The 13,828-nt window shown below is 42.1% G+C and carries 15 protein-coding genes; 3 read left to right on the top strand and 12 right to left on the bottom strand.

What is annotated here, in order from left to right; genetic code table 11:
* Position 1: 1 nt before the first annotated feature.
* Positions 2–1,264 (bottom strand): cytochrome c, encoded by a 1,263-nt coding sequence (locus tag ACAY00_RS12605; protein ID WP_371374289.1) that lies wholly within the window; start codon positions 1,262–1,264, stop codon positions 2–4.
* 199 nt (positions 1,265–1,463) lie between these two features.
* On the opposite strand from ACAY00_RS12605, the gene ACAY00_RS12610 reads away from it, so the two are divergent.
* Positions 1,464–2,633, top strand: a complete 1,170-nt coding sequence (locus tag ACAY00_RS12610) for a hypothetical protein (protein WP_371374291.1) — start codon at positions 1,464–1,466, stop codon at positions 2,631–2,633.
* Positions 2,634–2,727: 94 nt separating this feature from the next.
* Here the strand turns inward: ACAY00_RS12610 and ACAY00_RS12615 are convergent, their stop codons facing one another.
* Positions 2,728–3,801 carry a DUF1566 domain-containing protein gene (locus tag ACAY00_RS12615; RefSeq protein ID WP_371374294.1) on the bottom strand — a complete coding sequence of 358 codons (1,074 nt, stop codon included), beginning with the start codon at positions 3,799–3,801 and terminating at the stop codon, positions 2,728–2,730.
* A 132-nt stretch (positions 3,802–3,933) separates the two neighbouring features.
* Positions 3,934–5,172: a hypothetical protein gene (locus ACAY00_RS12620; protein WP_371374297.1), complete on the bottom strand. Its 1,239-nt coding sequence runs from the start codon at positions 5,170–5,172 to the stop codon at positions 3,934–3,936.
* 324 nt (positions 5,173–5,496) lie between these two features.
* Between ACAY00_RS12620 and ACAY00_RS12625 the strand changes: the two genes are divergently transcribed.
* Positions 5,497–6,417 carry a hypothetical protein gene (locus tag ACAY00_RS12625; RefSeq protein ID WP_371374300.1) on the top strand — a complete coding sequence of 307 codons (921 nt, stop codon included), beginning with the start codon at positions 5,497–5,499 and terminating at the stop codon, positions 6,415–6,417.
* Between the two features lie 284 nt (positions 6,418–6,701).
* Here the strand turns inward: ACAY00_RS12625 and ACAY00_RS12630 are convergent, their stop codons facing one another.
* From ACAY00_RS12630 to ACAY00_RS12670, 9 genes are all read right to left on the bottom strand, one after another.
* Entirely contained in the window at positions 6,702–7,001 is a 300-nt protein-coding gene (locus tag ACAY00_RS12630; RefSeq protein ID WP_371374303.1) for a c-type cytochrome, read from the bottom strand.
* 129 nt (positions 7,002–7,130) lie between these two features.
* Positions 7,131–8,075: a hydroxymethylbilane synthase gene (gene hemC / locus ACAY00_RS12635; protein WP_371374306.1), complete on the bottom strand. Its 945-nt coding sequence runs from the start codon at positions 8,073–8,075 to the stop codon at positions 7,131–7,133.
* A 77-nt stretch (positions 8,076–8,152) separates the two neighbouring features.
* Complete coding sequence (ccmE, locus tag ACAY00_RS12640) at positions 8,153–8,632, bottom strand: cytochrome c maturation protein CcmE (RefSeq protein ID WP_371374309.1); 480 nt, start codon at positions 8,630–8,632, stop codon at positions 8,153–8,155.
* 4 nt (positions 8,633–8,636) lie between these two features.
* Positions 8,637–8,864, bottom strand: coding sequence for a heme exporter protein CcmD (gene ccmD, locus ACAY00_RS12645; RefSeq protein ID WP_371374313.1), 228 nt, complete (start codon positions 8,862–8,864; stop codon positions 8,637–8,639).
* Complete coding sequence (locus tag ACAY00_RS12650) at positions 8,864–9,610, bottom strand: heme ABC transporter permease (RefSeq protein WP_371374315.1); 747 nt, start codon at positions 9,608–9,610, stop codon at positions 8,864–8,866. The genes ccmD and ACAY00_RS12650 overlap by 1 nt, the downstream gene beginning before the upstream one ends.
* A complete protein-coding gene (ccmB, locus tag ACAY00_RS12655; RefSeq protein ID WP_371374318.1) occupies positions 9,610–10,299 on the bottom strand; it encodes a heme exporter protein CcmB in 690 nt (229 codons plus the stop codon). Before ccmB ends, ACAY00_RS12650 begins: the two co-directional genes overlap by 1 nt.
* Before the next feature lie 14 nt (positions 10,300–10,313).
* Positions 10,314–10,955: a cytochrome c biogenesis heme-transporting ATPase CcmA gene (gene ccmA / locus ACAY00_RS12660; RefSeq protein ID WP_371374320.1), complete on the bottom strand. Its 642-nt coding sequence runs from the start codon at positions 10,953–10,955 to the stop codon at positions 10,314–10,316.
* Between the two features lie 197 nt (positions 10,956–11,152).
* On the bottom strand, positions 11,153–12,028 hold the full coding sequence (locus ACAY00_RS12665; RefSeq protein WP_371374323.1) for a U32 family peptidase: 876 nt from the start codon (positions 12,026–12,028) through the stop codon (positions 11,153–11,155).
* 27 nt (positions 12,029–12,055) lie between these two features.
* Positions 12,056–13,051 (bottom strand): peptidase U32 family protein, encoded by a 996-nt coding sequence (locus tag ACAY00_RS12670; protein WP_371374326.1) that lies wholly within the window; start codon positions 13,049–13,051, stop codon positions 12,056–12,058.
* Positions 13,052–13,247: 196 nt separating this feature from the next.
* Here ACAY00_RS12670 and ACAY00_RS12675 point away from each other — a divergent pair, with 196 nt between their 5' ends.
* A complete protein-coding gene (locus ACAY00_RS12675; protein ID WP_371374328.1) occupies positions 13,248–13,775 on the top strand; it encodes an SCP2 domain-containing protein in 528 nt (175 codons plus the stop codon).
* Positions 13,776–13,828 lie beyond the last annotated feature (53 nt).

The raw sequence follows: 13,828 nt of genomic DNA on the forward strand, positions 1-13,828 counted from the left end.
ACTACTTACTCGTTTTCACCTGCACTGGTGATTCATTTTGCTCCGCTTGCGGGCGAATAAAGGTTGAGAATACATATTCAGCCACATCAGCCATTTGTTGCTCTGTTAATACTTTACCCCAAGCCGGCATTTCAGTGCGCTCAACGCCGGTGCGAACCTGTTCAAATATATGCGCGCGACTAAAACTTTCTCTTGCCGCTGGATGGGTAAAGTTACGTGGTTTTGGAAAAATAAAATACGCTCTAGGACCTTTACCATCGCCGTTTTCGCCATGGCAATGAATACAGGTATTTTCGTACAATGTCTTACCTGCAAAGTATTCGCCACTGAGATCATTTGGCAAAGGATCGTTAATATTTAACTTTTTCCCCATATGCGCTGCATGGTCATGCGCTTCACCGGCGTAAATATCTGACTCTTCAACAAGGTTAGGATCTTCTTCGACATCATAAGCACTGCTATCAAGGAAGGGATCGACAGCTTTAGGTTTGTCATTAACCGTTTCTTCTCTCGTTGGTGCGACTTCTGCCACAAGGGATTCATCAAAGGTTTCACCACTTAAAAATGGGTCCGATTTATCCATGGTTTCTCCCATGGAATCACCGTATTCGGTCTCTTTGTCACGAACTTTCATAATCGCAGCTCGGATATAATTGACTACCGCGGTGATTTCTTCTGAACTTAAGCGATTTTTCCATGACACCATCGCTGTTTCAGGACGACCATTAGTGACTGAAAACAACATGCGTGTTCTATCTAATTCGGCTATTTTTACTGGATCGGTAAAGTTGGCGGGTTTCGGATCAAGACCGGTTGCAGTCCACATTGCACCTTGCCCTTGGTCACCGTGACAAACAGAGCAATTATCAGCAAAGACGCCTTTACCCAATTCATAATCTTCACCTAGTGCTATTTTTAGGGTGAAATTTTCTCTAAGGTAATCGGTAACCGCAATGATTTCAGCGTAACTCAGTTTATCGCGAAATGCTGGCATAATGGTATCTGCAACACCATCTCGCACACTTAACAGCATACTTTTTCGGTCAACGGTTTCGGCAAAAGCTAGGCTAGAAAAATCAACAATATTCCCTTGTAATTGCTGTTTGATTTGTGGCGCACCACGCCCATCTGCACCATGACATGAGGCACAGTTTGCGCGCCAAATTTGGGCACCATTAACCGAGTCATCGGCGAATACAACGCCGGTTTGTATGATCAGAGAAAACAACAAACCCAGTTTCCCTAACTGGTAGAAAGAATTCATAAGCATCCGATTTTAAATTTTCTATTCGCTAATTGTGAACATTATAGCGTTAACTATCTTTATATTTTTTGAACTAAGTCAACATACTTTAAAGCAATGCCATTAAGATAAATTAACAAGTGCAAGGTTCATTTTATATGGCAAGGCCGAATACTAAACAATTAAGCCTTTAAATAATATTCTTATAAAAGGGAAATAAATGCTAATTCTGTCTAAATCAAAATATTTATTGTTATCTGCTTTGACCGCAGTAACGTTAATCACGGGCTGTTCATCCAATCAGATAACCAAACAAGACATCAAAGAATACCGTTATCCGGCGGCTCCTGATGAAGCTCGGTTCTATTTCGACAGAATGCTAAGAACCAATCTGAGTGTTGAGTTTGAAACAGAAGATGAACAAATAAAACGCTACTTAACCGGTGCTAGTCGTAAAGCTCAAGGAATGTTAAAACCCTTTGATATTGCGGTGCATGGTAGCCGAATTTTTGTTAGCGATCCGCCAGCGCGAAAAGTTCATATTTTTGATGTCGCAGAGTTTTTTTACGACACCATAAAAGAGCCACTTGAAGGTGCATTAAGTCAACCTATGGGCATTGATGTTGATGCTCAAGGTAATCTTTATATTATGGATGCTGGAGTTGAAAAAATTTACCTTTACGATCGAGATGGCAATTATATCAACCAACTTGGTGAAGACAGTTTTTTTGAGCGCCCTACCGGTTTAGCTGTTACCGCTGATGGTCGTAAAGTTTACGTATCAAATACCGGCGGTGTAAGCAGTCAAAAACATGATGTGATTGAAGTCGACGTGCAAACGGGTGAACTAACCCAAACGATTGGCACCCGAGGTAAAGACGATTTGCAGTTCAACTTACCTAAAGATATTGAGTGGGATGATGAACTGGGTCATTTATACGTTGTTGACAGTGCCAATTTTCGGGTACAAGTGATTGATGTTAAGAACCAAACTTTGGTGCGAAAATTTGGCTCGATTGGTCGTCAACTTGGTCAGTTTAGTCGACCAAAGGGGATCAGTATTGATAAAGACAAAAATGTCTATGTGTCAGATGCGGCCTTTGGCAATTATCAAATATTTAACCCTGAAGGGCGATTATTGATGTTCGTTGGCCAGCGTGGCAATCAACTTGAACCCGGTGTTTACATGCTTAATTCAGGTATTACGGTTGATGAAGATGGTCGGGTGTTAGTTGCCGACCAATATCATCGCAAAGTCGATATCTTCCGTCCTGCGGCGTTAAAGAAAACAGACGGTAACTTAGCGCAAATCGAAAATCTTACTGAAGAAAAATACCTGCAAATTAAAGCCGATATTGCCAATAAGAAATCGAGTAAAACGAACCAATAAACTCTTGTTACTGCCCTATAAAAAAAGCTCCAACGTTGGAGCTTTTTTGTTTTAAGTTTGCTATTTAATACCAATCTCACTAAGTTTTTGCTCGTTAGTCTTGCGTAATCTCGGTTAGCATTTTTTGCGCATTTTCAGACATATCTTCATAAGGCACCGAATGGCAGCGTTCACATGTATTGATATTAAATGCAACACGTCCATGGCAGGCACCACAATGATTACCGGTATAAATGGAGGCCATCGTGATATCGGCTTTCGAGCCGTCACTGGCGAATATTTGCTCATGACAATTTTCACATGCCAACCATTGGCTATGCGTCTTATGCGGGAAAATAACCCAAGGCATATTGGCGGTATTTTTGTAGACAATGTTATTTGTCCATTCAAACAGTGGCGCTTTATTAGGATCTATTTTCATTCTAGGTTGAACGAGTTTTCTCCTTAACGCTTGTGCCCAATCGGGGTGACCTGCGCTGTCGCTCGGTAATGCTTCTATGGCATCTTGATAGGGCTGTAAAAGAGTCAGCTCTGGGTTTGTTAAATCATGAATGCCATCATCCCAAGGCTCAAGTAAGGCGGTTTCAGACAAGGGGGTTTGTTCCGGCTTACTGAGTTGTAGAGGATTGCCTCGTACCAAACGCACATAAAACGAAGGCGATGACTTGAGCATGGTCGCCGTTTCGCCATTTTGAAAATTAACAACCCAGGCGTATTCATCGTTAGTGTTCATCTGGGTGGATGTCCAGAAGCGCCAACTTGGCGCATTGGGAAAAATGCGTCTATTAATGGCGGGGTTTTTACAACTATGCTCAACCAAAGTCATTAATTCATTGCGAGAAGGTAGGCGCCAATCATTTTGGTTATTATTATCGACAAAGCGTATGGCAACGTCTTTAGCTGCATCAAATTGAAACCAAGAAGTGACCTGCTTTTTTCTCGCATCGATACAACTTTTCAATTCAGGATGCCATATTTGACCAACGGCACAACGCGTCCACTCGAGTCCAGTGACTCGGTCACGGACATAGTTCTCGTCGCCAAACAGGACGTAACGCTCATCAGGCATGGTAGGCTTAACCTTATCATCGCAAATTTGTTTGGCGAAAACGGTAGGGGTATACAGACAAGTTGTTAAAACAAAAAGCTGTAATATGGGTGATTTCATAGGACCTGACTCGTGCCATTGATTTAAGTAATAAAATGACTCAATGGTACCTATACCTAAGGAGGTGGTTCAACCACTGCTGGCAAAAATAATTAGAGCTAAATCAAAAACCTAGGCTTTTTAATAACAAATTCAATCTAAAGCCTTATTCCTCAGCAGTCTTTGGGTAAGTAACAATGAGGCTATAATTGCAATAAAAGCGCCAATAACAACGAAAGCGATAGCGACCATTTGCATAGGTTCAAGCACGCCTTGTTGTTGAGCGACGAGTTTACGCCCTATGCCTAACATCCCCGCCAAACTCAAACCGAAAACCAAAATCAGTAATGCGAGACTGTAAATCGTGGTCAGCCAAACGGCTTTGCCTTTGGGGTTAAATTGATAGGCTAGAAGGATTAGGGCAAAGAAGGCAACATTAAAGGCGCCAGTCATTCCGTGATAATGACCGGGTACTGTTAACATCCCTGGGGTAATTAGGGCGCCAACAATCACCCCACAGCCAGCCAAGACTAAAGAGCAATGTAAGTATAGGTTTTTCACTCTTTGCTTTATAAGTAAGTAAGCAACGACCAACATCGGCAACCAGCTAAAATAGCTCATTTGCCAAGTAAACACTTGCCGCTTTAGATACAAATCATCTGTTATCTGTGCAATACCAAGGGTCAACACGGTTGTAAAGATGGCCAAAATCGCTGTGGCTTTTAGCGCTTGAGTACAACGGCTATCCTTTAAATAGCAAGACCAACATGCAGCAATTAATAAGGCGTTCATCACTTGCTGAACATGACCTGGCCCCCATATTAATTGCTCAAAATAAACGGCACTAGCTGTTGTGATATCAAGTTGAATAAGATTAACAAGCAAGCTAGCGACAAATAACCACCAAGCCCAAACCGCCCAACGAAATAAATATTTAGCACTTTGGTTTTGCTTACATTGCCAGTGAATAGCACTGTAAAAAACACTGATAGCTACTAATTGAACAACCAAAGCCCCAAGAAACCAAGGGCTAGAAATTGTTGGAAAATAGTTATTCAGATTGACCTGATTGTTTAAGTCAAAGAGTGAGATAAACAGCAACAAGAAAGACAACAAGCTCAAGCCAATGCTTAGTTTGATTCGCGATTGATTAAGTGAAAATAAATAACCGGCAAACCAGCAACTGATTATTGGAACCCAGAATAACATCGCCAAATTAACGTGATAAACCAAAAACGGCTTAAATATTTGTTGCGCATAAGAAGGGGTAAAGCCAGGTATTTTCAACAGAACTAAAAACACAGCCAATAGGTTCGCTAACAGTAGTGACATTAAAGCCAATTTTAAAACAGCCGACAAAATTGCTTTGTTGTTTTCAAAAACTGCTTGCATATGATGCTTATCGACCTTTACTGCTAGGATTTTAGATGAAATTTATCGCGACATTATAACGTGGAAAATTGTAATTACCCACCTATTTCCATTAAACCTTTTACCGTGTTATCGCTCTTAAGTGCTGACCAACTCGCTCTACTTAGTGCTTTGTTTTGCTTAAAATACGACCTAGATCAAACAAACCCTACATAGTCATATGCCGTTGATGAAATCAGCTTAGATGCATGAGTATACTAAATATTATTAATGCTTTTTCTCGTAGATTTTATTCAATGAGTCGTTGCATAACTTTTTAACATAATAAAATTATTGGAAACGAATATGCCTAAGAAATTACATTTGCTTGCGCCAGCCTTACTTATCGGTGCGCTAACGGCTTGTGAAAAAGCTCCTGAGCAACAAACCGAGCAAAATACTCAACAAGCTGCAGTATCTACCCTGCCAGAAAACCACCCACCAATGCCAACTCAATCAACAGAACAACAACTTGGCGCCTTACAAGGTGGTGTTATCAAAGATATCAAAACAGGCGGTGGTTATACTTATGTTCTGGTTGCACGAGCTGGGCAAGAATTTTGGGCAGCGGGCCCTGAAACGTCGTTAGAAGTAGGTAACTTAGTTGGCTGGCATAATGGCACTGTGATGAGAAACTTTACCAGCAAAACTCTTAACCAAACGTTTCCAGAAATTTCTTTTGTTAGTCAGTTTGTCAATCCAAGTACGCAAATGACGACATCGACTCAACGACGCACTTCAGCACCGTCAGCAAGCAATAGTACTGGCGGTGTGATCAGTGAAGTTTTAGCTGGTGGCGGTTACACCTATGTAAAAGTGAACATCCAAGGTAATGATGTTTGGGCTGCAGGTCCTATGGTCAGTGCTAAAGTCGGTGATGCGATTTCATGGCAAGGTGGTTCAAAAATGAGTAACTTTACCAGTAGCTCATTAAACCGCACCTTTGACGAAATTTATTTCGTTGGTGGTTTCATTAAAGGCACTCCAAACCAAGCGACCGCTAGTACCTCAGGCCAAGTAGCGCAAGTAATTGCCTCGGCAGGTTACAGTTATATTGAAGTTGCAATGAGCACCGGCAACGTGTGGTTAGCGGCACCACAAACCAGTGTACAATCAGGTGATACGATTAGCTGGCAAGATGGCGCCGTAATGAAAAACTTTAAAAGTAGCTCATTAGATAAAACCTTTGAGCAAATTATCTTTGTCGACAAAATTTCAAAAAGCTAAACCTTAAAACCAAGAACAGCTCATAACCGCAGAGCCACTAACTATTGTTGGTGGCTTTTTTATGGCCGCCAAACAATACCTTACCTAAAAGCTTGAGCTCTTAGCTTAGTGAATAAACGTCATGGGATGGGGATGACATCATAGGCGTAAGGCAGATTTAATTCATACCAATCAAAAGAAAGGCATAAAAAATGCCATGACAAAGCATAGCATTTTAAATGTATGTTCGGTAAAAGAGAGTCATTATGGCCTTGCCATCACTCCCTTTTTGTCCAGCAATAACCTTACTTAAGGCTTGCGTAGTATGCGGCTAGGTTAGCAACATCGGCATCAGAAAGAGGCATCGCCATACCCGACATTACTGGGTCTTTACGAGCACCAGATTTAAAGTCAGATAATTGCTTAGCAATGTACGCTTCTTTTTGACCAGCAAGATTTGGGTAATTTGGAATCGCTGAAACACCTTCTGCACCGTGACAAGCAACACAGCTCGCAGCTGCTGCTTTACCTGCTTCAACGTCCGCTGCCATAGCTGTGCCGGTCATGGCGCCTGTTAGCGCTAATGCAATGAATATTTTTTTCATAGTTTACTTCTCTTGTTGATTAATAAAATGCTTAAAAAGCTTTTTAAAGATACTAAAACCCGCCGTTGTAGCGCGATTTTTAGTTTTGTTCACTGGCTTAAAGTATGTACTAAGCCAGTTTAGATCAGACTAAATAGACCCCAATTCGTTTTGATACACTTGCTTTAAAATTTGATCCGCACCGTCTTTTAGCAGTTGTTGCGCCAATGCATTACCAAGCTCTTCCCCCTGCAGGGCCTTACCTGTAATTTGTTGCTGCAAAATAACGCTTCCATCTGGAGCCCCCACTAAACCACGAAGTTCGATGTCTTCTCCATCTATCACTGCATAACTGCCAATGGGCACCTGACATCCGCCTTCAAGAGCGCAGTTCATTGCCCGCTCTGCGAGGACTCGTAAGCGCGTTGTTTTATGTTCTAGTGGTGCTAATAAAGCTTTCACTCGCTGATCATCTGTTCGACACTCGATGCCAACAGCACCTTGACCATTAGCCGGTAACATCACTTCTGGCGCAATATACTCACGAATTCGGTCGACCATTTGCAAACGAATTAAACCGGCAGCGGCTAAAATAATGGCGTCATATTGCCCATCATCTAACTTCGCTAAACGAGTATTAACATTGCCTCGCAGATCACGGATGTCAAGGTCGGGACGCAGAGCTTTAATTTGACATTGACGGCGCAAACTTGAGGTACCTACAACGGCACCTTGGGGGAGTTCGGCAAAGCTTTTGATGGTATTTGATACAAAGGCATCACGCGGATCTTCGCGCTCACAGATCACTTCAAGACCTAAACCATCTGGAAACTCGACCGGCACATCTTTCATTGAATGTACGGCAATGTCGGCACGGCCTTCGAGCATGGCCACTTCCAACTCTTTAACAAACAACCCCTTACCACCAACTTTGGATAATGGCGAGTCCAAAATAATGTCCCCTTTGGTCACCATGGGCAATAGTTCGACCGTTAAATCTGGGTGAAAAAATTCTAAGCGAGCCTTTACATATTCTGCCTGCCACATCGCTAGGGCACTTTTTCGAGTCGCGATTCTTAGGGTTTGTTTAGTCATTTCATATTCTCTGTTGTTCTAAAGTGCGAATCGACAGCCCACATAACGCCGTTCACGGTTTATTCGCACCAGTCAAATTAGTTGCTTAATTGTTCTTGGGTATACTCTATCTTTTGATGGTGTTCCCCTACCGCCTCAGCAACTTCTTTAGGCATATAGTTTTCATCATGTTTTGCTAGCACTTCGGACGCTTCAAGTAGACTGTTACCAATTAAGGTACCATTTGCGACGATGCCCTGACCTTCACGGAATAAATCCGGTAAAATGCCATCGTATTGGACTTTAACCATAGGGCCTTTATCCATCAGCTTAAAGCTAACCTTAAGACTATTTTCGTCACGTTCGACACTGCCTGGTACAACTAACCCACCAACCCGAATTCTTTGACCAATTTGAGGTTTAATACCGGTATCCGCCTTACCTTCAACAATTTCGGTAGGAGTAAAAAACAAATCAATATTTTGGCTTAAGGCATATAAAGTTAACCCAGCGATGGCACTCAATCCGACTAATATTGAACTGACTATAGTCAACCTTTTTTTTCTACGAGGATTCATCAAGCTATTCTCCAAGTTGTTCTTGCAAACCTTGGGTTTGCTGTTGTGAACGTTTACGCAATTTATTTTCTCGGGTTTGTTGTTTGGCTATTTTATCGATGATTGCTTGGTGTTTTGACTTGCCATTTAGAATTAACAAAATAAGCAAGGTCGCGGATACTCCATACGATAACCAGACGTAAAACCCGTAACCACCCATATTGATAAAGTCAGTGAACGTTTCAAATTGCATTATTTTGACTCCTGTTCTGTGGCAAGAGCGCGTACCCATGGACGCATACTATTGCGCGTTAACACTTCATTACAAAAACGTTTGCAGGCAATCGCACCAACCAAGAATGAAAACCCAAGTAAACACACTAAGAACGGCCAGAGCATTTCTGCTGACATTGATGGTTTGTCGAATTTACTGACCGTGGCACCTTGATGTAGGGTATTCCACCATTCAACCGAGTAATGAATAATTGGAATGTTGATAACCCCAACAATGGCTAAAATACTGGCAGCCTTACCAGCTAAGATTTTATCTTCAAAGGCATTGTCTAAAGCAATAATGCCCAAATATAAAAACAGTAAAATCAATTCAGAGGTTAAGCGAGCATCCCAAATCCACCATGTCCCCCACATAGGTTTTCCCCATGCGGCGCCAGTAAATAAGGCAATCGCGGTAAATATCGCGCCAATTGGTGCTAACGCTGCAGCAGAAGCGTTGGCTAACTTAAACTGCCAAACCAAGCTGGTAAAAGCCAAAATCGCAATACTGACATAAATCCCCATCGATAACATGGCGGCAGGGACATGCAAGTAAAAGATCCTAAAACTGTCACCTTGTTGATAATCGGCTGGGACAAAAGCTAGTGCCCAGACTATCCCGATACTCAACAGAGTAGCTGCCAAGAGGGTGAACCATGGGGTTAGTTTATTTGAGAAGTGATATGACACTTCTGGATTTGCATATGGGTGTAACCATTTCCACATTAGTTAGTACTCACTCTTAAAGCCGCCCCGACAGCAAATGGGGCTAATGTTAATGAACCAAAAAACAGGGCCGCAATGATCGCTAATTGACCGTTATAAGGCATGTTCATTGCTGCGGTGTCTATGGCACTGGTAGCAAAAATTAACACCGGAATATATAACGGCAGAATAAGCAAACTCAGTAACACACCGCCTTTTTTAATACCTACGGTTAACGCCACGCCAATAGCGCCAAGCAAACTTAGTACCGGGGTACCTAACAACAAGGTCAAGATTAACGCCCCATAACTTAATTCGTGTAAATGCAACATAACCGCCAGCAAAGGAGCAACCAAAATTAACGGTAAACCGGTGATCAACCAATGCGCAAATACTTTTGCCAGCACCACCACAAACACCGGGTGCGGACTTAATAACATTTGCTCCAAAGACCCATCAAGGTGATCGGACTTAAACAAGCGATCCAATGACAATAAATTCGCTAATAGCGCCGCAACCCAAATAATGCCTGGTGCAATTCGGGTTAATGTATTGGTTTCAGGGCCGATACCAAGCGGAAACAGTGACACCACAATGATGAAAAACAATAAGGGATTCACGATGTCATCACGATGGCGCAAGGCAATGGTAAGATCTCGCATTAATATCAGCTTGAAAACGGCGCGATATGATAAGTTTTTTTCTAACATAAGATCTCGACTTCCTAAAACAAGCGATATTCAAGACTGATTTTTTTAATTTTTTCAGCACTAATAGATAAATCTTGATGGGTTGTTAAAATAACGCATCCACCACGTTTTGCATGCTCGACAAAAAGTTGTTCTAGACGCTGAACTCCGGCTTTATCAATGGCAGTAAAAGGTTCATCTAAAATCCATACGGGTGCCGTTGCTGAAAACAATCTTGCCAATGCAATTCGTCGATGCTGACCCGCACTTAAATGCGACGCTAAACTGTCTTCAAAGCCGTAAAGGTTGACGTCTGATAATCTTTGCTCAGCTTGTTCTGCATCAATACCGTGTAAGGCAAGATTAAACTCTAAGTTTTCCTGGGCAGACATTTCGCCTTTGACCCCAGGAAGATGCCCTAAATAAACCAAATTTTGATGAAAATATTCGCGACAATCGTTAATGACTTCATTATTAAACAGCACTTTGCCATCAAATGGTGACGCCAATCCCGAAAGGATACGCAACAAACTTGTTTTACCAGCCCCGTTTGGACCTTCGATTTGAACGATATCGCCAGAGCTGATGGCAAAATTCAAGTGCTCAAACAGGATCCGATCTTCCCTAATACAGGTAAGATCAGAAACTTCGATTAATGGCGTATTAGGCTGTGACAATATTTTGCGCTTCTAAAATTTGCAACATCAGCCCTATGCTGATGTTATCTGTTAAATTCTAGATACAATGCTATCTTATCTTGGTTGGAACTTGGTTGATCTAGATCTATTTACTTATTTTGACAATTATTCAACATTTGCAACAAAACGTTACGTCCCAGATAAGGGTTGATCTCAGCTCAGTGTTTAGCCGATGCTTAAACCGAATGCATACCCGATATTTTATGCCAATAACCATTACACTGGTTGTCTGCGAGAGTTAGATTTTCGGGATTTTGTAACTGTTGTTTAAATTGCGATAACTGCCACAGTGCATTGTCGTTGTCAGGGCTGATTCGAACAATATCAACGCCAACATTGGCCATACTGGTTAAATCATTAATTAAATTATATTGATAACCTGACATGGTTTGGATGCCATTAAGCACAAATACCTGTTGGCCCTCGCGACTTTTTAACGAGCGTCCTTGAGGATAATTAATACAACAGTATTGGCAATCGTCTTTCTCTCGGTTTTCAGAGCGTGCGGTAAAACAACGAGCAGAATAAGCCAAAGGAAGATGACCGTAGGCAAATACTTCACTTTCAAAGAGATCGCGTATGCCTTCATCTTCAGCTTGTTGCAAGACCTGTTGCAGCCAATCGCCAGACAGTTCCACGGGCATAACCCATCGCTTCATACCTTGCTTTAAAAACACTTTAAGGGTTTCTAGGTTATAGCAATTAATGGCCGGTCCAAGGACAAAAGGGCGCTTTAATTCGGCCATTATTTGCACCCCGCTTAAGTCGTTCGCCTCAACCAGTAATTCGCCGTTATCGCAAAGACTGCGCATGATCTTTACTTCGGCTGACGATTCCAGTAACGCCATTGTAGAAACGACCACCTGTTTACCACTTTTGGCCACTTCTTTTGCTAACGCTAACCATTGTCCGGCTTTAAGTTCACGACGTTTTGAACAAACCGTTTCGCCGAGATAAATAATATCGGCTTCGCTTTCCATCGCCTGTTGATAAAAATGTTCAACCTGCTTCGCTGGCCAAAAAAACTGACCAGCACCTAATGATAATTTCATGATTGTTACCCGTTTGAGATTAGCGCATTATTGCCATTTTCGATGATATGCACCCAATGTGGTTTGAGTACCTTCTGATAAGCCAGACAGCCCCTGCATCCAATGGTCACTGACTTGATACGATTTAGGATCCTGATGATACCTGTCGATAGCTGCTCGCCAGATACGAGCGATTTGTTCAACATAAGCTGGACTGCGCTGGCGACCTTCAATTTTGACCGATGCGATGCCCATTTTGGCTAAGTCAGGTAAAAGCTCAAGGGTATTTAAGCTCACCGGTTCTTCAAGTGCATGATACGTGTGCCCACCAACATCAAAACGGCCTTTACATAAAGTCGGATAACCAGCATTTTCATCGGCTTGATAGCGATCGATTAACACATCGTTTAGACGACTTTCCAAACCGTCTTGGGTTTCTTGCCAGCGAACAAATTTCGCCGGTGAACAAGCACCCACGGTATTGGGCGATTCGCCTGTTAAATAAGACGACAAATAACACCGCCCTTCAGCCATAATACACAAACTACCAAAAGCGAAAACCTCCAATGCCACTGGAGAGTTTTTCGCAAGCTGTCGAACTTGCTGAACCGACAAAACTCTAGGTAGAACCACTCGTTTTACCTCAAAGTTCTGTTTATAAAAGTTAATGGCTTCAATGTTGGTGGTGGACGCTTGCACCGATACATGCAGTTCAATATCTGGGTATTTGTTGGCCGCATAATCAAGCACCCCAATATCGGCCACAATCAAAGCATCCGCGCCAATGGCTACGGCATCATCAACCGCTTGGCGCCAGCGCAAGGTGCCATTAGGATGGGCAAAAGTATTGATTGCAACGTGTAACTTTTTCCCATGCAGATGGACATAATCCGCCGCTTTTTGTAGCTTTTTGCCATTAAAATTCAAGCCCGCGAAATGACGCGCATTGGTGTCATCCTTCATGCCGATGTAGACAGCATCAGCGCCATTATCTATGGCCGTTTTTAACGCAGGCAGGTTCCCCGCAGGACAAAGCAATTCCATGATACTTTTTATTCTTTTCTGATTAATAATAATATTTTGACCAGCATTCTAATAAGTCAAAACATCGACACATTGATTTAAATTAAATTGCCTAGGAATTAAACGAAGCAATCGATGCGAACTTGATCTAATTAGAAGTTTAATTTGCCAACCTAGTTATGATATGAGCTTTTATAACCTATTTAGGATGTGTGTCGTGACGATCCATAACCCGCTGCTAAGATTGCCTTTGCCCTTTAGAACCAATATCGTAAATCACTTACCGACGGTCATTCGTCCGGCGCTGAATTTAGTACCTTTTAAGGTACAAAAACTGATTGTTTTGAAACTGTTGTCCGCCATTTTTAAAGACGCTATTGAAGACGGCGATTTTGACTTTCTTGAGCATCGTTGGGTAAAAATATCGATTTTTGATTTAAATTTGCACTGGCTGCTAAGCTTTAACCACCGTCAATTAGAAATGGCGCCAGCAGATGGCACAATACAGCCCGAAGTGGTATTTCGGGCGACCGGTGATGACCTTCTTCTAATTGCAGGGCGTAAAGAAGATCCTGATTCTATGTTTTTTCAGCGCAGACTTTTAATTGAAGGGGACACCGAACTTGGTTTAGAGCTAAAAAATTTAATCGATGCAGTCGAATTAGATGACTTACCAACGTATGTGCATGTGCTCATTGACAATTTAGCCCAATTTATTCAACACACACGCGAGCAAACAAAATAAGATAAAACAATGATCCATACTGTAGATTGCACATCAGGCTGAACCCACACGTT

Source organism: Thalassotalea sp. 273M-4, assembly GCF_041410465.1.
Lineage (GTDB): Bacteria > Pseudomonadota > Gammaproteobacteria > Enterobacterales > Alteromonadaceae > Thalassotalea_A > Thalassotalea_A aquiviva.